A 19180-nucleotide genomic window follows, 5' to 3' on the forward strand; every position below is an offset into this window, starting at 1 on the left:
AACCGGCGGGCAGCAGCTCCGCGCCGGTTCGCAGGCTCTCACTGATCAGCAGGCCCCTGAGCATGCGTACTCCTCTCCGCGGCGGTGAATGCCCTCAATCCTCGTACTGTTCGTCGAGGCGGGCTCGCAGCGCCGCCGCGATCTCGCCCGCCGCGACGATCTGCTCGGGCGTGAGGGCGTCGACGAAGAGCTCTCGGATGGCGCGCAGGTGGGGAAACGTCGCGGTGCCGAACGCCTCGGCTCCGGCCGCGGTGAGCAGCACCTCCGCCCCCCGAGGGACGGTCGGGCACTCCTGGCGGCGGATGAGGCCGCGCCGCTCCATCCGCCGCAGGTGGTGGGAGAGCCGGCTCCGCTCCCAGCCGATGTGCGCCGCGAGCGCGGACGAGCGCATCGCCTGGTCCGGCGCCTCGCTGAGAGCGAGCAGGACGGCGTAGTCCCCGGTGGAGAGGGAGGAGTCACCCTGGAGGCGGGACTCCAGCCGGGCACTCAGCGCCGCCGTCGTCTCGATGAAGTTCCGCCAGATCCGCAGTTCCTCGGCCGTCGGCAGTTGGCGCCCTCCCCGCCGGGCAGGTGTGGTCTCCGTCATCTCATTCTCCCGGGAATTGACGTGTCAATCGCCAAGTTAGCATCATTGACACGTCAACCGGTAGGTCCGCTCCCGCGGGTCGCCGGCGGAAGCACCGAGGAGGACACGATGACAGCTACCGGATTCGAACTGGGGCTCAACTCGTTCGGGGAGGTGGCCACCGACGGCGACCGGGTCCTGAGCGACGCCGAGACCGTACGACTCCTCGTGGACGAGGCACGACTCGCCGAGTCGGTCGGACTCGACGTGTTCAGCCTCGGTGAGCACTACCGGCAGGGCCACAACGACTCGGCGACGCCCGTGTTGCTCGCGGCGGCCGCGACGGCCACCGAGCGGATCCGCCTCGGCACCTCGGTGACCGTGCTCAGCACGAACGACCCGGTCCGCCTCTACCACGAGTTCTCCACCCTCGACGCAGTGTCCAACGGCCGCGCCCAGCTCGTCCTCGGACGCGCGTCGGCGACCGAGTCGTTCCCGCTGTTCGGCTACGACCTGGCCGACTACGAGCGGTTGTTCGAGGAGAAGCTCGACCTCTTCCTGCGGCTCCGGCGCGACGAAACGGTCACCTGGTCCGGAACCGTGCGAAGCCCCCTGACCGAACAGCGCCTGCACCCACGGATGCGGCCCGGTGGCATCCCGACGTGGATCGGCGTCGGGGGCAGCCCGAACTCGGTGGTCCGCGCCGCCCGGCACGGTCTCCCGCTCATGATGGCGATCATCGGTGGACGACCCCAACGGTTCGCCGGCCACGTCGACCTCTACACCAAAGCGCTCGACCAGTTCGGGCATACCCCGCAGCCAATCGGGCAGCACTCACTCGGCCTTGTCGCAGACACCGACGAGGAGGCGGTGGAGACGTGGTGGCGATACTGGCAGCCGGTCGCGGCGGCGCTCGCCGCGGAACGCGGCTTCTACAAACCGGACCGCGCACGCTACGAGGCCGAAATCGACCACGGGGCGCTCTTCGTCGGGTCACCCGAGACGGTGGCGCAGAAGATCGCCACGGTCGCCCGCGACCTGCGACTGAACCGCTTCGACCTGAAGTACGACATCATGCACCTGCCCCGCGAGGCACGCGCGCGCACCATCCAACTGCTGGGCAGTGAGGTCGCGCCGCGGGTCCGGGAGCTGCTGGCGAAGGAGCCCACCCATGTCTGACCTCTTGTTCGGCCTCGACACGTTCGGCGACGTACCGGAGGACGACGCCGGCAAGCTCGTCTCCCACGCCGCGGCGATCCGTCAGGTGGTCGACGAGGCGGTGCTCGCCGACCAGCTCGGCGTCGACGTCATCGCGCTGGGCGAGCACCACCGGCCGGAGTACTCGGTGTCGACGCCGGAGACGGTGCTGGCGGGCATCGCCACCCGTACCTCCCGGATCCGGTTGGCCTCCGGGGTGACCGTGCTGAGCTCGGACGACCCGGTCCGGGTGTTCCAGCGTTTCGCCACGGTGGACGCGCTGTCCCACGGCCGGGCCGAGGTCATCCTCGGTCGCGGCTCGTTCACCGAGTCGTTCCCCCTGTTCGGCTACGACCTGCGCGACTACGACACGCTGTTCGAGGAGAAGATCGAACTGTTCGTCAAGTTGCTGGACGAGAAGCCGGTCACCTGGAGCGGCACCCTGCGTGCCCCGCTGGAGAACGCCGACGTCTTTCCCAAGACGGAATCCGGGCACCTGAGCACCTGGGTCGGCGTGGGTGGCTCACCGCAGTCGGTCGTCCGCACCGCCCAGTACGGGCTCCCACTCATGCTCGCCATCATCGGCGGCGCCCCCGAGCGTTTCGCGCCGTACCTGGACCTCTACCGCAGGGCGGCCGAGCAGCTCGGTACGACCGCGCACCCGGTCGGCATGCACTCGCCGGGCTTCATCGCCGACACCGACGAGGAGGCGAAGGAGGTGTACTGGCCGCACTACCGGGTGATGCGCAACCGCATCGGCGCGCTGCGGGGCTGGCCACCGATCCGTCGCCAGGAGTTCGACTCCGAGGTGGAGAACGGCTCGCTCTACATCGGCTCACCCGAGACGGTGGCCCGTCGGATGGCGCGCGCGATCCGCAGCCTCGGAGTCGGCCGGTTCGACCTCATCTACTCCGCCGGAGCGCAACCGGTGAGCGCCCGGATGCGCGCCGTGGAACTGTACGGCTCCAGGGTGATCCCCATGGTCCGCGAGCTGCTGGCCTGATCGACACATGAACCGAGAGGACGACATGTTCGACAACGACCGGCCCCAGACCCTTGGTGTGCTCGGGGCCGGCAAGGTGGGCACGGTGCTCGCCCGGCTCGCCGTCGCCGCCGGCTACCGCGTGCTGGTTGCCGGCTCCGGCGATCCGGCGAAGATCGCCCTCACCGTCGAGGTGCTCGCTCCGGGGGCGTCGGCCACCACGTCGGCCGACGCGGTGGCCGACGCCGACATCGTGATCCTGGCCCTGCCGCTGGGGAAATACCGAAGTGTTCCCGCCGAGGCGCTGCGCGGAAAGCTCGTCGTCGACGCGATGAACTACTGGTGGGAGATCGACGGCATCCGGGACGACCTCACCGACGCGCGTACCTCGTCGAGCGAGATCGTCCAGGCCTACCTGTCCGGGTCCCGGGTCGTGAAGGCGTTCAACCACATGGGCTACCACGATCTCGAGGACGGGGCGCGGCCGACCGGTTCGCCGGACCGGAAGGCCATCGCGATCGCCGGCGACGACGCCACGGACCTCGCCACGGTCGCGACCCTGGTGGACGTGCTGGGCTTCGATCCGGTCGTCGCCGGCACCCTGGCCGAGGGCGTACGACTCGAACCAGGCAGCGAGCTGTTCGGCGCCAATGTGAGCGCCGACGAGGTTCGTGCCATGCTCGACCGCTTCCCGGAGTCCGAGCGTGGACGGACCATTGCCGCCGCCCGCGCCTCGGCCTGACCGATCAGGAATCGAGAAGCCCGACCGGTGTCACCCGGTCTAGCCTTTTCCCAGGTCAACGGCAGCACGCCGAACCCGGAACGAGGAGAGGGAGCCCGCGCATGTCCGCGAAGACCACCACGACCAAATCCGATGGTTTCAGCGCCGAGGAGCGGGCCGCGATGAAGGAGCGGGCCGCCGAGCTGCGCGCCGAGGGCAAGAAGGGCGCCAAGAAGGCCGACGGGCTACAGGCGCTCCTCGACCGGATCGCGCAGATGGAGCCGGACGACCGGGCGCTCGCCGAGCGCGTCCACGTGGCGGTGAGCGCTGCCGCGCCCGAGCTGTCGCCGAAGACCTGGTACGGGATGCCCGCCTACGCGAACGCCGACGGCAAGATCGTCGTCTTCTTCCAGGACTCCGGCAAGTTCAACTACCGGTACTCGACCCTGGGCTTCCAGGACGTGGCCAACCTCGACGACGGCGACCTGTGGCCGGTGGCGTACGCCCTGCAGAAGTGGAGCCCGGCGGTGGAGAAGAAGGTCGTCGAGCTGGTGCGGGCGGCGGTTTCCTGACCTACGCCCCGCCCCGTCCATCCATCGGCGCGGGCGGCGTCAGTCCCCCGGTGGCCGGACGGCCGTGCCGTGGACGATGATCGAGGGCCGGACGCTGAGGGAGGCAGGCGGTGCGAACGATGTGGCACAGGCCGACAGCGGTGGGACGAGGCGCCCGGTGACGGGCCGGGCCGGTGAGGTGTTCGACACCGCTCGGGCGGTGTCCGACATTGAGACGTTGCTCGCCGCGGCGCTGCCCACCGAGAGCGCGACGGTCAGCGAGGGCGACCCGGCCACCGGGGAGTGGACCGGCACCCGGGGTGCGGGTTTTCGGATCATCCCGCTCTGGGAGAGCGGAGCCCTCACGGGCCTGTACGGGGCCGACTGGAACCAGGCCGAGGATGCCGCCGAGGCGAACCTGGCTCTCGTCGTCCGGGAGTCGGACCGTCGGTGGGGCCCGCACCAGAAGGTCTCCATGCGCGTGCCGCTGCTCCGGCACCAGGCCCGCGCACCCATGCCGGCGCTGTTCCAGGCGCTTGGCGAGCTGGACTGCTTCGGCGATCTGACGGTCTGGGGACCCACCGCGACCGGAGGCCGATGGATCGCGGTCTCGGTCAACCAGTGTGACGGCGACGCCCCAATGATCATGACTGCGGTCGTCAGTCATGCCCCGATCATCGAACTGGCGGAGTGACGGATGTCCACCACAGACCACGCGCTGGCCATCAAGGCGGCGGAGGCCGGAGCCACGGTGGTCCGCTCGCAGTACGGATCCTCGCTGACCCGCTTCGCGAAGATCGGCACCGACTTCGCCACCACCGCCGACATCGAGGCGGAGAAGGCCATCCTCGACATCCTGCGGGCGGTGCGTCCGGACGACGGGCTGGTGGGCGAGGAGAGCGGACGCACGGGCACCGGCGCAAACGGACGCACCTGGCTGGTCGACCCGTTGTGCGGCACGCTGAACTACAGTGCGCGGACCATGCTGGTCTCGGTAAACGTCGCTCTACGCACCGGCACACGGCTCGCCGCGGCCGCCTCCGCGGATCCGTTCAGCGACGAGGTGTTCTGGACCGACGGCACCGCCGCGTACGTCCGATGCGCTGGGACCGACAGACGACTCGTGCCGTCGGCCGAGTCGACGCTGGTCGACGTCAATCTTGATCCACCGTTCCCGCACCGGGACATCTTCCTGGCTGCCCGGATGCTCGCCGACGAAGGCTTCATCGCACAGTTCCGCCCACGTGTGGTCTCCAGCACCCTGGCCGTGGCCTGGGTGGCTGCCGGTCGCCGCGCCGCGTACGTGACGGACGGCCACGACCTGCGCCAGAGCGTCCACTTCGCCGCCGGCATCGCCCTCTGCCAGGCGGCCGGGTGTGTGGTCACCGGGATCGACGGCCGACCGCTGCACGCCGGCGGCGAGGGCCTCGTCGCCGCCGGGGACGAGCAGACACATGGCGCCCTGCTGGCTCTCATCCGCAAGCAACGCACCGGAAGGGACTGACGGCCGAGGCCTGGACCGGGCAGCTTGACCTGAACCGCGGTTCAGGTCCTAGCGTCGCGCCGAGTCGATCACGGCGATCTCCGAGAAGTACCAGGCCAGCGACGACCCCGAGTTCCGCACCCGATCGTTGCTCATCAGGGAAAGGCGCCCCCGACACATCACGTCCGCCTGCTGGAGGTCTACCGGCGACGATGAACCCCACGGCCTGTCCAGCCCACCCGGGTCCGGCCCGGCCGGGTCCGGCCGGGCCGTCTTCTCGGTCAGCTTCGTGATGGGCACCCTGCCTGCCACGGCCCTCGTGACGGGTGCCCGTGGCATGGTCACGCCGCGACGACCGCCCGAGCCACCGGGAACCGTACGCCGGTGAGGTCTTCCGATACGGCCCAGAGGCGTTGCTGGACGGTCACGTCGTAGGACTCGGGGCTGGAAGTGACCAGCCGCGGGTGGCCGCGCACCTCGCCCAGGCCGTCAGGACCGTAGTACTGCCCGCCGAGAACGGACGGGTCGGTGGCGGCCCGCAGGGTGGGCAGCGCGCCCGCCGTCGCGGGCTGCGTGATCACCGGGGCGAGCCAGGTGACCGGCCGGCGCACGACCGCCGGGGTGTTGCGGGGCAGTTCGGTGTTGGAGATGCCGGGGTGTGCGGCCACCGCGGCGGTGGTGCCGTACGCGGCGAGCCGGCGCTGCAACTCGTAGGCGAACATCAGGTTGGCGAGCTTGGACTGGCCGTAGGCGGCAACCCGTCCGTAGGAACGTTCCCACTGCAGGTCGTCGAAGTGGATGGCCGCGCGGATGCGGTGGCCGTTGCTGCTGATCATGACCACCCGGGAGCCTGGCACGGGCAGCAGCAGGTCGAGCAACAGGCCAGTGAGGGCGAAGTGGCCCAGGTGGTTGGTGCCGAACTGCATCTCGAAGCCGTCGCGGGTGGTCTGCTTCGGGACGTACATCACGCCGGCGTTGTTGATGAGCAGGTCGATCCTCGGGTGGGCGGCGCGCAGGCCGTCCGCAGCGGCGCGCACCGACTCCAGCGAGGCCAGATCCAGCTCCCGTACGGAGACGTCGCCGTCTATCCGGGCGGCAGCCAGCTTGCCCTTCCGGGTGTCGCGCACGGCCAGCACGACCGACGCCCCGCGCTCGGCGAGCCGCCGGGCGGCCTCGAAGCCGAGTCCGGTGTTAGCACCGGTGACCACGGCCACCCGGCCGTCCTGGCGCGGAATCTGCTGCTCGGTCCACTTCATCTCGGGCTCCCCAATGTACCGCCGGTAACTTATACCTCAACGCTAATGTACCGCCAGTACGATGTCAAGAGACCGCCGGTACCTAAGCTAGGGTTGACGTCATGACGTTCCAGCGGGCGCGCAGCGAGGAGCAGCGTGAGATCCGGCGCCGGTCGATCCTGGAGACGACCTCGGCGATGCTCGACGAGATGCCGGTCGCCGAGGTGACCCTGAACGAGCTGAGCCGGCGGGTCGGCCTGGCCAAGACGGCGGTGCTGCGCTATTTCGAGTCCCGCGAGGCGGTGCTGCTCGACCTGATGGACCACCGGACGACAACCTGGCTGGCCGAGCTTGACCAGGAGCTGGCTCATGGTGTCGACCTGGGCCGGTCCGCGTTGGAACGGGCGGAGCAGGTGGCCGACGTGCTCAGCCAGTCGCTCGCCGCCCAGGCCGTGCTCTGTGATCTCTTCGGCGCGCAGGGCGGGGTGCTTGAGCACAATGTGTCGGTCGAGGTGGCCCGCCGACACAAGCGGGCCTCGCTGGGCAACCTCGCGGTGATGGCCGACCTGGTCCGGCGGCACCTGCCCGAGGTCGGCGACCGCGCCGAGCTGTTCTGCCTGAACATCCTGCTCGTGGGTGGCGCGCTGTCCGCCTACACCTCGCCGCCGCCGAGCCTGCTCGCCGTCTACGAGTCCGAGCCGGCGCTCGCGGTCCACCATGTCGATCTACGCACAGCCCTGCGGGTCGCGATCATCACGTCGCTCGTGGGCATGCTGCCGCGCTCCTGAGTCCGGAGCGCGGCAGCGTCCCGCGCTGCGGCACCGTTAGACCAACCCGCGCTCGCGCAACAGCGCCACCGTACGCCGGGCGGTGCCGCGCGCCACCCCGAACTCCTGCACGATTACCGACTTGTTCGGGATCGGCCGGTGCGACGCGAGTTCACCGCTGGCGATGCGTGCGGCCAGGATGTCCCCCACCTGTAGGTCCTGCCCCGGTCGGTGGTGATGCGGTTCGGCGGCGCGGCCGCCACCGCATGCCGGGTTACCGACGGGCGTCGCCCGCGTCAGGCTCACCGTCGGCGGGGCCACCTCCGACGAGCACCGACTCCTGCCCCTCCTGCCGACCCTCCTGGCGGGCGCGGGCGAGCAGCCCCGCCAGTCGACGTCGGCGGTGACGGATCGCCGCCCGCAGACCGACGAGCAGCACGGCGAGGAGACCCAGCAGCGCGAGCTGCGCCCACGGGACGACCCAGGTGGTGACAGTGGCCGAGACCGGTCGGAGGTCCGCACCGACCTGACCGTCGCCGAGCAGGGCCGGTGACGTGGTGACTGTCGTGCGCAGACGTCCCAGCGCCCAGACGCCGTCGGCGCGGGTCGCCATCTCCCGGCTGCCGCCCGGAAGTAGCTCCTCGACCCCACCTGTGGCGTCGTGACTGGTCCGGCCGAAGAGGTCGGACACCGCCACCCGGCTCGTTCCGCTGACCCAGACGTTGCCGTCGTTGCCGACGGTGTAGCGGACCCGGAGCGTGCCACCGGCGAAGGGATTCCACGACGGCGTGTACCTCGCGGTGAGGCCCTGAACGGGCAGGCTCGCCTGGACGGTCCCGTTGACCCGGACCATGACCCGGAAACCCACTCGGCTCTCGACGTTGACCGTGCCACCGGTGCTGGTGACGGTTGCCGCGATGCCGGCCGGGTGGTCCCCCGGCGCGGCACCCTCGGGCACCGTGATCGTGAACGGCACCACCCTCGTCTCGCCGGGGCCGACGGTGACCTTCTCCTGCACGTCGATCCAGGTGCCACCGTCGACCGAGGGGCGGTCGGACGAGAGCATGTTGAAGCGACCCTTGTCGGTGAGGTAGCCGTCGGCGGCCTTCAGCGAGAAGGCGACCGCGTTCCTGCTGAAGTTGCGGACCGCCAGGTGCTCGGTCACGACCTGCCCCGGGTCGAGGCTGGCGTTGATCCACCGGCGTTGGTCGGGGCCGCTCGGGGTGGCCGGCTGGACCGTCCAGGTCAGCGCCTTCGGGTCTGGTTCCGCCGCCGCCACGGCCGGCGCGGCCGTCACCGCGAGGGTCACGACGGCGAGGACGGTGAGCACCCGGCGCAGCGGGGGAACGGTCATGACGATGAGCCCTTCGGCAGGGGGTGTGGCGGGGGCCCGGTCCGGGCCCCCGCCACCGCACTACTCGAACAGTGAGAGCGTGAGCGTCGAGCTGTACGCGCCGGCGGCGACCTCCGCCGGGGTACGCAGGTACAGGTCGGCGTTGACGGAGTACGAGTCGCTGGCCACGGCCTCGGAGTCGAAGGCCGAGACCAGCAGCTCCTGGTCGACGAGGCCGACGTTGTTGCCCGGCTGAGTCGCCTCGTCCAGCGCGGTCACCACCTCCTCGCCCTCGGTGACCAGGCCGGTCTCCCCGCCGTCGAGCAGCCGGGGCTTCCAGCCGAGGTGGTCGGCGGTGATCGGCGCCTGGCCGGAGTTGCCCGCGAAGTCGGTCGCGTTGCCGAGCACCGCCCAGCTGGCACCGTCGGGAACCTCGTCGGCGACGCGGGTGTCGGTGACCGTCACCGTCGGCAGCGTACCGACGAACTGGCGCACCAGCAGGGTCGAGCCGTCCTCGGACAGCGCGACGGCGTCACCGGCGATGGACAGGGCGAGGACGCCCGGCTCCCTGATCTCGTCGATGTCGACAGTGACCCGCACGCTGGCGTCGTCGTCCGGCTCGGCCAGGGCGGGCGACGGCAGCACCGCGGCCCCGGCCAGCACCGCGCCGACGGCACCGGCCGCGAGCAACTGCCGCCGTTTGTCTGTGTTCATGTGGTCTCCGTTCTCAGCCATGAAGGGTTATCCGCCGCAGGTGCCGGCGGGTTGTTGCACGGTGCGGACGGTCGTCACGTCCTGTCCACCCACCGCCCCGGTCACCCGGACCGTCGCCGAACCCGCCGGCACCGAGACGGCACGCGAGCTGAACGACTGGTACGCGTTCGCGCCCGGCGCGACGGCCGCGAACGAGCGCTCGCCGTACGGGGTCTCCAGAGCGATCGTCACCGGCGCGTCATGGTCGTTGCGCGCCTGCACGGCCACGTGGACCTTGCCGGCCACGCACCGGGCCGACGCGGTGGCCGTGACGGGCAGTTCGAGGGTGGCCGCCTGGAAGGCCCAGTTGTCGATCTCGAAGAGGTCGACACCCGCCGGGCCGGCGTAGGTGAAGTAGACGTCGTGCACGCCGCTGACGCCGTCAAGCTGGGCGGTCACCTCGGCCCACTGGCCGACCGGCGTGTCCACCGCGACCGTGCCGACAACGGGACCGGTGGCGGTGTCCAGGCGGACCTGGATCTGCCCGCCGGCGGCGAGCGCCCGCACCTTCGCCGTCACGCTCTGCGCGCCACTGTCGCCGAAGTCCACCGACGACAGCGCGGCCCAGTCGCCGTTGTCGATGTCGCGGACCACCAGATTCGGTGCCGCGCCGCCGAACTGGGCGGAGCTGCCGTCGACAGTCGTGGTCGCGACACCCTTGCTCCAGCCGAAGGTCTCGGCCTCGAAGACGCGGTACGGGTCGAAGTCGCGGACCTGGTTCACCCCGGCGTAGGTGCCGACGACCTGCTGGATCGTGCCGTCCGGGTTGAAGGCCAACTCCTGGATGTGCGGGCTGCGGTACCCCTGGGTGGTGTTTCCGTTGATGCGCTTGTTCAACGTCGGCGCGTGGTAGGTGAAGTAGTGCTTGCCCTCGAACTCGAACACCGACTGGTGGTTGTTGCCGCCGGTGCCGCTGCCGAAGAACTGCGACTGGTTCGGGAAGAGCACGCCGGCGTAGGTCTCCTTCGGCCACGACATCGGGTTGTCGGAGATCATGTAGCCGATCTGGCCGCCACCGGGGTAGCCGGGCAGCGGCTGCTGGCTGCCACCGAAGTCGTTCCCGCCGAAGTGCGACGAGTACGAGAGGTAGTACTTGCCGTCGCGCTTGAAGACGTGACCCGCCTCGAACGCGACCGGGGCGTCGACCACCGCGGCCGTTCCCTGGGTCGCGACCATCGTGTCGTCGAGTTCGATCGCCCGGATGTTCTTCGGGTTGTTGAAGCGCTCGGCCGGCGGCATGCTCGTCGATGCGGGGCCGCCACCGAAGTAGAGGTACGGCTGGCCGTCGTCGTCGACGAACGGGGCCGGGTCGAACTTCCACGCGACGTTCTCGGCACCGGGGGTGCGACCGTCGATCAGCGTGCTGGTGCGCTCGCTGGTCCAGGGGCCGAGCGGCGACGCACCCGTGATCACGTTGCTGGAGCCACCGCCGTTGGCGTAGTAGAGGAAGAACCTCTCCACGCCGTTCACCACCTTCTTGGCGATGCCTGGAGCCCACGAGTTGGCGGTGAACGGGGCCACCCCGTTCGGGCCGGCGACCTGGATCTCACCGTGGTCGGTCCAGTTCACCAGGTCCGCCGAGGAGATCACCGTGATCTGGTTGATGTCGCCGTAGTTGATCCCTGGCGAGACGCCCGTGGTCGGGTTCGGGGCGTAGCCCTGGGTGTCGTTCGTCATGTACATGTACACCCGGCCGTCGTGCACGAGGCCGAAGCCGTCGGCGCCGAACTTGTGCCCGATCAACGGGTTGTGCTCCCCGGGCAGCTTCCCGACGACCTCGATCGTCTTCGATGCCGGCGCGGGCGGGGCGGCGCCGACCACCGACACGTCGTCGAGCTTGAAGTCCATGAGGTGCAGGTCCGGGTCGGTGGCCGGGGTGGCCGTCCAGGGGGTCTCGAAGAACAGCCGCGCCGTCGACACGGTCTGCGTCGCCGGGATCGTGAACGTCCCGTTGAACTGCGCCCACTGACCCTTCGTCGCCGTCACGCTGACGAGGTTGGTGTAGGTGCCACCGCCGTAGTGCATGGTGGCGAAGAACTGCTTGGTGGCCGGTCCGTTCGCGTTCTCGTACTTGATGCGGGCCGTCAGGGTGTAGGCCTGGCCGGCCTGCACCTTGCCGCTGAGGTCCTGCATCGGCCCGGATCCGGTCGTCGCCCGGCCGGTCACGAGCGCGGCGTTCGTACCGGCGTAGGCATCCGAGGTGGCCGACAACTGCGCGCCGTCGCTGGCGTTTCCGTTGTTGACGAACCAGTCGGTCAGGCCGTCCTCGAACCCGCCGTTGACGATGAGATTCGTGTCGGCGGCCTGGACCGGCGCCGCCCCGGTGGCGAACCCTGCGGCCAGCATCAGGCCGACCGTCGCGATCGCGGCGACCCGTCCTCGGGTCGCGCGTCGCATTCGTTGTTCCACGAGACATCCTCCTTCATCTCTGACGTGCGGTCATCGGTGTACGGGGGATCGGTGGTGGTGGGTGATCCGGACATCAGGGGTCGACCGCCGCCACCGGCTCGACCACGGCCGGCGGCGCGGGACAGGTCGCTGTTCCGCGCCGCACGGCCGGTCGCCGGTGGTGCTGGTCGGTGAGCCTGGGGCTCGAGGTGGGGTTATTCGCCGCAGGCGGTGGCGGGGTGCTGAGCGGAGTGGACGGTGGTGACGTCCCGGCCGGCGACCGCCCCGGTGGCCCGGACCGTCACCGAGCCGGCAGGTACCGCCGCCGAGCGCGTGGGGAACGACTGGTAGACGTTCGCCCCGGGCGCCACGGCCGCGAACGACCGGTTCCCGTACGGGGTCTCCAGGGTGATCCCGACCGGTCCGTCCGAGTCGTTGCGTGCCCGCACCGCCACGTACGCCTTGCCAGCCAGACACCGCACCTCGGCGCTGGCCGTGACCGGCAGTGCCGCGAGCACGCCGAGCCGGGCCAGCTGGTAGCTGAGCGCGCGCTCCGGGGCGTCGATCTGGTTCTGGGTGCCGAGCTGTCCGGCCCGTGCCGACGTCGCCGCCGCCAGCGCGGACTGCGTCGCGGTCCAGGCGTCGGGCGGGTAGTGGCGCGCGTCGAGCGTCTGCGCGTGGGCGATGGCCGCGTCGAGGGCGACGGTGTCCAGCGGTCGGGCCTGCGCGGTCAGCGTGTCGCTGAGCAGGTAGTTGTCGAAGTCGACGTGCCCGCCGGTCTCCTGCGTCGCGTAGGTGAACAACCCGACCCGGTGACCCATGAAGTGGGCGAGGCTGCCGTCCAGCGTCTGCGGGCCGACCCGGTTGCCGAGCCGGGTCCACGTCGACCCGTCCAGGCTGTAGTAGAACGTCGTCCACAACTGGCCGACCGGCGAGGCGAAGTCGAGGTCCGCCTTCACGTGCACCTCGGTCGCGTCGCCCAACGCCACGGTGGTGCCCGCCACGAAGTTCTCCAACGTCACCTGGTCCAGGTCGACAGCGAACGGCTGCGACCGGTTGACGACGCCGAGGGTGTTCACGCCATCGACGCGCTTGACCGCCACGTACGAGAATCCGCGGTTGTAGGCGGCCAGGCCAGCGACGTCACCGTTCTTCAGCGCGGAGATGTCCATCCGGGTCTGCACCGACTGCCGTGGCCCGAACGTGCGCTGCGAGAGGGTGTTGCGGGCCTCCTCGAACCAGGCCAGCTCGGCCCGGTTGGACAGCTTCGTGTAGACGTACTGGCCGGTGACCACCTTGCCGGCGGTCAACCGCAGCCAGCCGTCGCGGTCGGTGAGCGACCAGTACCTGTTGTCCGGTGCGTGGTTCCACTCCCACGCCAGGTCCAGCCGTGAGCCGTTGGGGGCGATCTCCGCCGGGTCGAGCGGCGCGGGGACCGTCCACTGCTCGTCCTGGTACGCCCGGTGCGGCGCGTCGTTGGCGAAGTCGTCCGAGGCGACGATGCTCTTCTGCCGCTCGAAGACCTCCTCGGCCGGGCTGAGCCGGATCGGCTTGTCGAACAGGCCGTTGACCGGCACGACCCCGTTGGTGCCGAAGGTCGGCCATCCGTCCTGCCAGGTGGCGGGGATGAGCGCCGGGATCCGCCCGATCGGGAACGTGTCGCGGAAGAACATGCCGTGCCAGTCGGTCCGGCCGTCGGCGCGGCTGATCGGCACCAGGCTGCCCTGCGCGAAGCCGTTGGAATTGAGCACGCCACGCGCCTCGTAGGTGTTGACTCCGCCGGCCGAGGTGTAGCGCCCGAGCAGGTCCTTCGACCGGAACATCACGACCTGGCGTCCCTGCCCGGACGGCCAGGTGATGATGACGGCGTAGTACCAACCGTCGATGTGGTAGACCTGCGCGCCCTCGAACAGCCCGCCGATGAACGGCTGCCCGGCGTAGTTGTTCGCGGTGAAGATGTTCGGGTAGTCCTGCGCGATGGCCGTCAGGTCGGCGTTGAGGCGTACCGCGCTGGTGCCGCCGGAGCCGTAGAAGATGTACGGCGTGCCGTCGACGTCGAAGAAGAGCGACGGGTCGTGCAGACCACGGCCGAGGGCGGTGCGTTGCCACGCGCCGTTCTCGATGTCGTCGGTGCGGTAGAGGTACGCCCCGTTGAGGTTGTTGGTGTTGAAGACGGCGTAGAACATGCCGTCGCGGTAGCGCAGCGACGACGCCCACTGGCCCTGGCCGTACGAGTTCTGGCCGTTGCGCAGCGAGAACGAGTCGCCGATGCTCGCCCGGTCGAAGACGTAGTTGACGATCTCCCAGTTGACGAGGTCGTACGACTTCATGATCGGCGCGCCGGGGCTGAGGTGCATCGTGGTGCTGATCATGTAGTAGAGGTCGCGGCCCTCGTCGTTCTCGGCGGCGGGCACCCGCTCGACGCTGATGTCCGGCACGTCGGCGTTGAGCAGCGGCACCGAGTAGGTGCCGGCGCCGGTGTCGGTCGAGGTGTACGACGAGCGGGGAGACCATCCGTCGGCGGCCTGCGCGGCGGCGGGCGTGACCACCAGGCCCGCCCCGGCGAGAACGGCCGCCGATGCGAGCGCGCACAGTGAGCGGAGACGGCTCGGACGCACAGTGGACGCCAGCCGGGTCAGTGTGTTCGCGGCGTGCTGAGCGACGACGTCCAGGCTGTTCACAGCGGATGCACGGGCGATGTTCAGGACACGCGAGCGGACCGACACGACCAAGACGAGCTCCAAACGCGAGAGCGGCGTGAAGGCCATCGTGTTATCGCTAACAACGCCTGTCAAGACTATCAATGAAACGTGCCCGAAGTATCCCCGCAACACTGCCCACCCCCCCACAGTGGACGAACCCGCATGAGGTCGGACCGTTCGGCCCCGTAGCGCCTCAGTCGTCGAGGCAGGCGCGGACGGCGGCGGTCAGGCGATTGGCGCGCTCGTCGCCCATCCCCCGCATCTGGTTGACCACGTATCCGAACCCCACCTGATGTTCGGCGTCGGCGAAGGCCAGGTTTCCGCCCGCGCCGTCGTGGCCGAAGCTGCGCTCACCCAGCAGGGGCCGGGCCGGTGGCGAGTGCAGCAGAAACCCCGTACCCCAGCGCTGCCCGGAGTCCGGCGGGCCGTGCCGCTGCTGACCGCGCGAACGAACCACTACCGCGTCGTCCAGTGACGCGGCCGTGAGCAACGGTCCACCCTGGAGATCCGACACACAGGCCGCGTAGAGGCGCGCGAGGCCCTCGGCGGTGCTCACCGCGCCCGCGCCGGGAACACCGGCGGCCCGGATGGCGTCGTCGTTGAAGCTGACCAGGCCGTCGGCGTCGGCGGGGAACGCGAAGGCGCCCCCCATGGTGATGCCCCGTTCGGCGACCGGGTCCACGAACGGGTCGGGGTCGGGAGGTGGTGCCAGGTCCCAGGCGACGGCGTCGCTCTCGGCGGCCGGGAGCCCCAGCCAGGTGTGCAGGCCGAGCGGGCCCGCGAGGGTGTCGGCGAAGAACGCGCCGGGTAGTTGGCCGGTGCTGCGGTGGATCACCTCTCCGACCAGCCAACCGTAGGTCATCGAGTGGTAGCCGTGCGCCGTGCCCGGCTTCCACAGCGGGGCCTGCGCCTCGATCGCCTTGATGACCGGATCCCAGGCCAGGACCTCGTCGAGGGTCAGCGGTCGGTCCACCGCAGGCAGACCGGCCTGGTGCGTGAGCAACCACCGCACCGGAATGTCCGCCTTGCCGTGCTGTCCGAACTCCGGCCAGTAGCGCGTCACGGGAGCGTCGAGGTCGAGCCGGCCCTGCTGGACGAGCAGGTAGGCGCAGATCGCCAGGATCCCCTTGGTGCAGGAGAAGACGACGGCCGGCGTGTGCGCGTGCCACTGCCGCCCGGTACGGGTGTCGGCCACCCCGCCGTACAGGTCGACGACCTTGCGGCCCCGCACGTAGACGGTGACGGCGGCGCCGACCTCCCCGCGTGAGGTGAAGTTGTCGCGGAAGACGTCGGCGACGCGCCCATAGCGATCGTCGACGTCGCCGTGGATCTGCGGCTGTGTGACCACTGCCTACCCCTTCACTGACCCCTGGATCAGGGCCTTGATGAACTGTCGCTGGAAGATCAGGAACACGATGAGGGTCGGGGTGAGGATCAGCAGCGACCCGGCGCACAGCAGCACCAGATCGGTGCCCCACTGGCCCTGGAACGCGCCGAGCGCCCCGGCCATCGTGCGTTTGGTGGCGTCGTCGACGAGGACGATGGCGAGCAGGAACTGGTTCCAGGTCCAGAGGAACATCAGGATCGTCAGCGAGGCGATCGCCGGCCGGGCGAGCGGCACCTGGACCCGCCAGAACAGCTGCCACGTGCTGCTGCCGTCCACCCTGGCCGCCTCGGACAACTCGACCGGCACGTTGGTGAAGTGTGCCCGCATCCAGAACACCGCGAACGGCATGTACAGGCCGATCAGCGGCAGGATGATGGCCCAGCGCGTGTTGAGCAGACCGAGATCCTGCATCTGGTAGTAGAGCGGCGTGACCACCGCCTCGAAGGGGAGGGTCAGACCCAGCAGGAAGAGGCCGAAGAGCAGTCGGCCGCCGGGCACCCGCAACTGACCGAGCCCGAAGCCGGCCATGGTCGCGATGAGCACCGACACCGGCACCACACCGGCCACGATGAGCAGGCTGGAGCGGAGCAGGGCGCCCATGTTCGCGGCGGTGAAGGCGTCCGCGAAGTTGCCCCACTGCGGGTCGGACGGCCATTCGAGCCCGCTGGGCACCGTGCCCCGGGGCTGCAATGCCGCCGACAGCATGCTCACGAACGGGAGCAGGGTGACGACGATCAGTGCGATCAGGAAGACCCGGCCGGTCAACTGTTCGCGTCGGCTCAGGTTCACGGCTTCTCCCCTCGGCTCAGACGCTGGATCGGCAGCACGCAGGCCAGCACCAGCAGCATGAGGACGACGGCCAGCGCCGAGGCGAGCCCCACCTGCCGCTGCGAGAAGGCCAGCCGGTAGATCTCCAGGCCGGGCACCGTGGTCTGCAGGCCGGGGCCGCCGCTGGTGGAGATGTAGACGATGTCGAAGCTGGCCAGCGCCGCGATGATCGTCACGGTGAGGCAGACACCGATTTCCTGGCGCAGGCTGGGCAGGGTCACGGCGAGGAACTCGCGGACCGGCCCTGCACCGTCCAGGCGGGCGGCCTCGTACAGCGCCGGATCGATCTTGCTCATGCCGGTGACCAGCAGGATCGTGCAGAGGCCGAGCAGGACCCAGGCACCGATGACGCCGACGGCAGGCAGCGCCGTGTCGAAGTCACCGAGCCAGGCGCGGGCCACGCCACCCAGCCCGACCGCCCGCAGCGCCTGGTTGACCAGACCGTTCGACGAGAGCAGCCAGCTCCACGCGATGCCCGCCGCCACCAGGGGGATGACCTGCGGCAGGAACAGGATTGTCCGGACCACGGTGCCGAACGCGCCGGTGGTGATCCGGCGAACCATGCTCGCCACCAACAGCCCGAGGGCGACCGGGATCAAGCTGAAGAAGACGATCAGGACCATCGCGTTGCCGATGATCTTCAGCAGGTCGCTGTCGGTGAAGACGGTGAGGTAGTTGTCCAGGCCCACCCACCGGGCCACGCCGATCCCGTTCCAGTCGTAGAGCGAGTACTGGAGCGTCAGGACGAGCGGGCGCAGGACGAAGACCGCGTACATCACCAGGGCGGGCAGGACGTACAACCAGCCGGTCCCGGCCGCGCGGGCCCACCGGAATCGGTGGGCCCGCGTGGGGGTGGGGCGGGCGCGACGATCGTCGCGTCCGGTTGGTGCGCTGCCGAGGGCAGACGTCATCGGGACAGTTCCTTCTGGTACTCGGCCTGGACCGCCTTCACGTACCCCTCAGGCGTCTGCTGGCCGGCGATCAGCTTCTGCATCTCCGGCGTGATCGCGGCGGCGAAGATGCCGCCGGTCGCGTTCGCGGTGAAGTCCACAGCGCCGTTCTCCGCGCCGAGTTGCTGCGACGCCTTGAGGGTCTCGGCCAGCACGGTGTTCGGGGCGGCGCTCGGCACCGGCAGGTCACTCGGGCCGCCGGGGCTGGAGCCGCCGACCGTCACCGAGATCTCGCGGGCCTTGGCGTTGGTGTGGACCCAGTTCAGGAAGTACGCGGCCGCGTCCGGGTTCTTGGCCTTGGCGGAGACGCCGAAGGTGTTGGGGGCGGACATCGCCACGTGCTTTCCACCGGCAGACTCGGTGGGGAAGAGGAAGAAGCCCACGTTGCCGGGCATCGACTTGTCGAGGTTGGCCGACTCCCAGTCGCCGTTGAACATGAACAGGCCGTTGCCCTTCTGGAACTCCCCCACCATGCCCGCGTAGTCCAGGGCGTTGGCGTCCTTGGTGAAGTAGCCGGCCTGGGCCCACTTCTGGATCGTCTGGGTGGCCTTCAGGGCGGCCGGGGTGTCGAACGTGGCCCCCGGCTTCTGGAAGATCCAGTCGGCGACCTGGGTCGGGTCGCCGAACTGGTTCTGCAACGCCTGGTGTGGGAAGTTGATGCCCGCGGTGTTCTTGTTGAACTGCATGATCGGTTGGACCCCGCCGGTCTTCGCCTTGGCGAGCAGCTCCTCGAACTCGGCGACAGTGGCCGGCGGCTGGGTCATGCCGATCTGGCTGGCCAGCTTCTTGTTGTAGAAGACGCCGGTGACGCTGTAGCCGAGCCCCATCCCGTACAGCGAGCCGGTGCCCCGGGTGTTCTCGCCGACCCGCAACTGCATGAGCTGCGAGGCGGGGAACTTGTCCCAGCCGTACGCGGTGAAGTACGGGTCGAGGTTCTTGAGCAGGTCGTCCTTGACCAGGTCGACCATGGTCGGGAGCCGGATGATGTCGGGCGAGTTGTCCGAGGCCATCACGCGGGGCGCGTTCTCCACGATCACCGTGAACTGGTCCTCGCGGATGGTGAACTTGACGTTCGAGTGCTGCTTGGAAAACTCGTCGGCCAATGCCTTGGCCAGCGGGAAGCCGGTCTCCGCGTACATCTCCAGGGTGATCGGGTCGGTCCCCAGCTCCGTCTTGACGGCGGTGTCGGACTTCTGGGTCGACGACCGGTCCTCGCCCGGCGCGCTGCAGGCCGTCGCGGTCATCCCGACCGCCAGCAGCGACGCGAGGAGCACCGATCTCCGTCGCGACAACTTCGTCAGCAAATCTGCCATTTCATGACTCCTCGACATCTCCACG

At 69.7% G+C, this 19180-nt stretch carries 18 protein-coding genes and 1 pseudogene; 8 read left to right on the plus strand and 11 right to left on the minus strand.

Annotation, left to right across the window (positions count from 1 at the left end; translation table 11 throughout):
* Positions 1-94: 94 nt before the first annotated feature.
* Positions 95-586 (minus strand): MarR family transcriptional regulator, encoded by a 492-nt coding sequence (locus AB0C25_RS26215; RefSeq protein WP_357376873.1) that lies wholly within the window; start codon positions 584-586, stop codon positions 95-97.
* A 108-nt stretch (positions 587-694) separates the two neighbouring features.
* Between AB0C25_RS26215 and AB0C25_RS26220 the strand changes: the two genes are divergently transcribed.
* The 7 genes and pseudogenes from AB0C25_RS26220 to AB0C25_RS26250 form a co-directional block, all read left to right on the plus strand.
* Positions 695-1744 carry an LLM class flavin-dependent oxidoreductase gene (locus tag AB0C25_RS26220; RefSeq protein ID WP_357376874.1) on the plus strand — a complete coding sequence of 350 codons (1050 nt, stop codon included), beginning with the start codon at positions 695-697 and terminating at the stop codon, positions 1742-1744.
* Positions 1737-2765 carry an LLM class flavin-dependent oxidoreductase gene (locus tag AB0C25_RS26225; RefSeq protein WP_357376875.1) on the plus strand — a complete coding sequence of 343 codons (1029 nt, stop codon included), beginning with the start codon at positions 1737-1739 and terminating at the stop codon, positions 2763-2765. Before AB0C25_RS26220 ends, AB0C25_RS26225 begins: the two co-directional genes overlap by 8 nt.
* Positions 2766-2772: 7 nt before the next feature.
* A complete protein-coding gene (locus tag AB0C25_RS26230; protein ID WP_357376876.1) occupies positions 2773-3486 on the plus strand; it encodes an NADPH-dependent F420 reductase in 714 nt (237 codons plus the stop codon).
* A 101-nt stretch (positions 3487-3587) separates the two neighbouring features.
* Positions 3588-4037 carry a hypothetical protein gene (locus AB0C25_RS26235; protein WP_357376877.1) on the plus strand — a complete coding sequence of 150 codons (450 nt, stop codon included), beginning with the start codon at positions 3588-3590 and terminating at the stop codon, positions 4035-4037.
* Between the two features lie 157 nt (positions 4038-4194).
* Positions 4195-4710 carry a hypothetical protein gene (locus tag AB0C25_RS26240; protein ID WP_357376878.1) on the plus strand — a complete coding sequence of 172 codons (516 nt, stop codon included), beginning with the start codon at positions 4195-4197 and terminating at the stop codon, positions 4708-4710.
* A 3-nt stretch (positions 4711-4713) separates the two neighbouring features.
* Complete coding sequence (locus AB0C25_RS26245; protein ID WP_357376879.1) at positions 4714-5520, plus strand: inositol monophosphatase family protein; 807 nt, start codon at positions 4714-4716, stop codon at positions 5518-5520.
* A 58-nt stretch (positions 5521-5578) separates the two neighbouring features.
* Positions 5579-5668, plus strand: a pseudogene (locus AB0C25_RS26250) (superoxide dismutase, Ni); the annotation flags it as partial.
* A gap of 172 nt (positions 5669-5840) precedes the next feature.
* On the opposite strand, the gene AB0C25_RS26255 reads toward AB0C25_RS26250, so the two are convergent.
* Positions 5841-6755, minus strand: a complete 915-nt coding sequence (locus AB0C25_RS26255) for an SDR family NAD(P)-dependent oxidoreductase (RefSeq protein WP_357376880.1) — start codon at positions 6753-6755, stop codon at positions 5841-5843.
* A 101-nt stretch (positions 6756-6856) separates the two neighbouring features.
* Here AB0C25_RS26255 and AB0C25_RS26260 point away from each other — a divergent pair, with 101 nt between their 5' ends.
* Positions 6857-7522, plus strand: coding sequence for a TetR family transcriptional regulator (locus tag AB0C25_RS26260; protein WP_357376881.1), 666 nt, complete (start codon positions 6857-6859; stop codon positions 7520-7522).
* A 36-nt stretch (positions 7523-7558) separates the two neighbouring features.
* Here AB0C25_RS26260 and AB0C25_RS26265 read toward each other — a convergent pair whose 3' ends face one another.
* The 9 genes from AB0C25_RS26265 to AB0C25_RS26305 form a co-directional block, all read right to left on the minus strand.
* A complete protein-coding gene (locus AB0C25_RS26265; RefSeq protein WP_357376882.1) occupies positions 7559-7711 on the minus strand; it encodes a GntR family transcriptional regulator in 153 nt (50 codons plus the stop codon).
* A 64-nt stretch (positions 7712-7775) separates the two neighbouring features.
* On the minus strand, positions 7776-8855 hold the full coding sequence (locus AB0C25_RS26270) for a hypothetical protein (protein WP_357376883.1): 1080 nt from the start codon (positions 8853-8855) through the stop codon (positions 7776-7778).
* A 60-nt stretch (positions 8856-8915) separates the two neighbouring features.
* On the minus strand, positions 8916-9548 hold the full coding sequence (locus AB0C25_RS26275; protein WP_357376884.1) for a hypothetical protein: 633 nt from the start codon (positions 9546-9548) through the stop codon (positions 8916-8918).
* 27 nt (positions 9549-9575) lie between these two features.
* A complete protein-coding gene (locus AB0C25_RS26280) occupies positions 9576-11996 on the minus strand; it encodes a family 43 glycosylhydrolase (protein WP_357376885.1) in 2421 nt (806 codons plus the stop codon).
* 194 nt (positions 11997-12190) lie between these two features.
* Positions 12191-14656 carry a family 43 glycosylhydrolase gene (locus AB0C25_RS26285; protein ID WP_357376886.1) on the minus strand — a complete coding sequence of 822 codons (2466 nt, stop codon included), beginning with the start codon at positions 14654-14656 and terminating at the stop codon, positions 12191-12193.
* 214 nt (positions 14657-14870) lie between these two features.
* A complete protein-coding gene (locus tag AB0C25_RS26290) occupies positions 14871-16025 on the minus strand; it encodes a serine hydrolase domain-containing protein (RefSeq protein ID WP_357376887.1) in 1155 nt (384 codons plus the stop codon).
* Between the two features lie 3 nt (positions 16026-16028).
* Positions 16029-16853, minus strand: coding sequence for a carbohydrate ABC transporter permease (locus tag AB0C25_RS26295; protein WP_357376888.1), 825 nt, complete (start codon positions 16851-16853; stop codon positions 16029-16031).
* Entirely contained in the window at positions 16850-17803 is a 954-nt protein-coding gene (locus tag AB0C25_RS26300) for a sugar ABC transporter permease (protein WP_357376889.1), read from the minus strand. Before AB0C25_RS26300 ends, AB0C25_RS26295 begins: the two co-directional genes overlap by 4 nt.
* Positions 17800-19155: an extracellular solute-binding protein gene (locus AB0C25_RS26305; RefSeq protein WP_357376890.1), complete on the minus strand. Its 1356-nt coding sequence runs from the start codon at positions 19153-19155 to the stop codon at positions 17800-17802. The genes AB0C25_RS26300 and AB0C25_RS26305 overlap by 4 nt, the downstream gene beginning before the upstream one ends.
* Positions 19156-19180: the final 25 nt, after the last annotated feature.

Source organism: Micromonospora sp. NPDC048839 (assembly GCF_040649915.1).
Classification (GTDB): Bacteria; Actinomycetota; Actinomycetes; order Mycobacteriales; family Micromonosporaceae; genus Micromonospora.